The organism is Mesorhizobium sp. M2C.T.Ca.TU.002.02.1.1, from assembly GCF_003997225.1.
The window spans coordinates 1-514 of the sequence record NZ_RZTO01001489.1 but is presented as its reverse complement, the minus strand read 5'-3'; the positions used below and the strand labels follow the sequence as shown (position 1 = coordinate 514).

The following is a 514-nucleotide window of genomic DNA, read 5'->3' as shown; positions in this document are numbered from 1 at the left end:
CGGCGAGACGAGGTAGAGGAAGTTCGAGGCGCGCGCGGCCGGCAGGCGCGACAGCGCCGTCGCCCAGGCCGCATAGGCGATCAACGAAGGCACGATGCCGAGGTAGATGACTGCACCGAGACCGGCGGTGTCGGCGACCGCCGCCTGGGAAAACGCTTCCGGCAGGAAGGGCGACAGGCAGAGCGCGCCGAGCACCATGTTGGAAGCAGATATCGTCAGCGGATGATGGCGGGCAAAGAGCGGCTTCTGGACAATGGTGTTGACGGCCGAGCAAAGTGCCGAGCCCAGCACCAGCAGCGCGCCGGCATTGAAATGCAGGCCGTGCCCGTCGGCCACCGCGATGATGCCGATGCCGGTGAAGGAAATGACGGTGCCCAGCCAGGCCATGCCCGAGAAGCGCTCGCCAAGCAGGGCCATCGCCATGATGGCCGTGAAGATCGGGCTGACGTTGATGATGAAGCCGGCCGCGCCCGCCGAGACGGTGAGCTCGCCGAAGTTGAGCATGGCGGTATAG

General features: G+C 66.3%; 1 protein-coding gene. It reads right to left on the bottom strand.

Annotated elements, in window-relative coordinates; genetic code table 11:
* Window positions 1-514: EamA family transporter (locus EOD07_RS36905; protein WP_164772984.1), on the bottom strand; the 514-nt coding region annotated here is incomplete at both ends.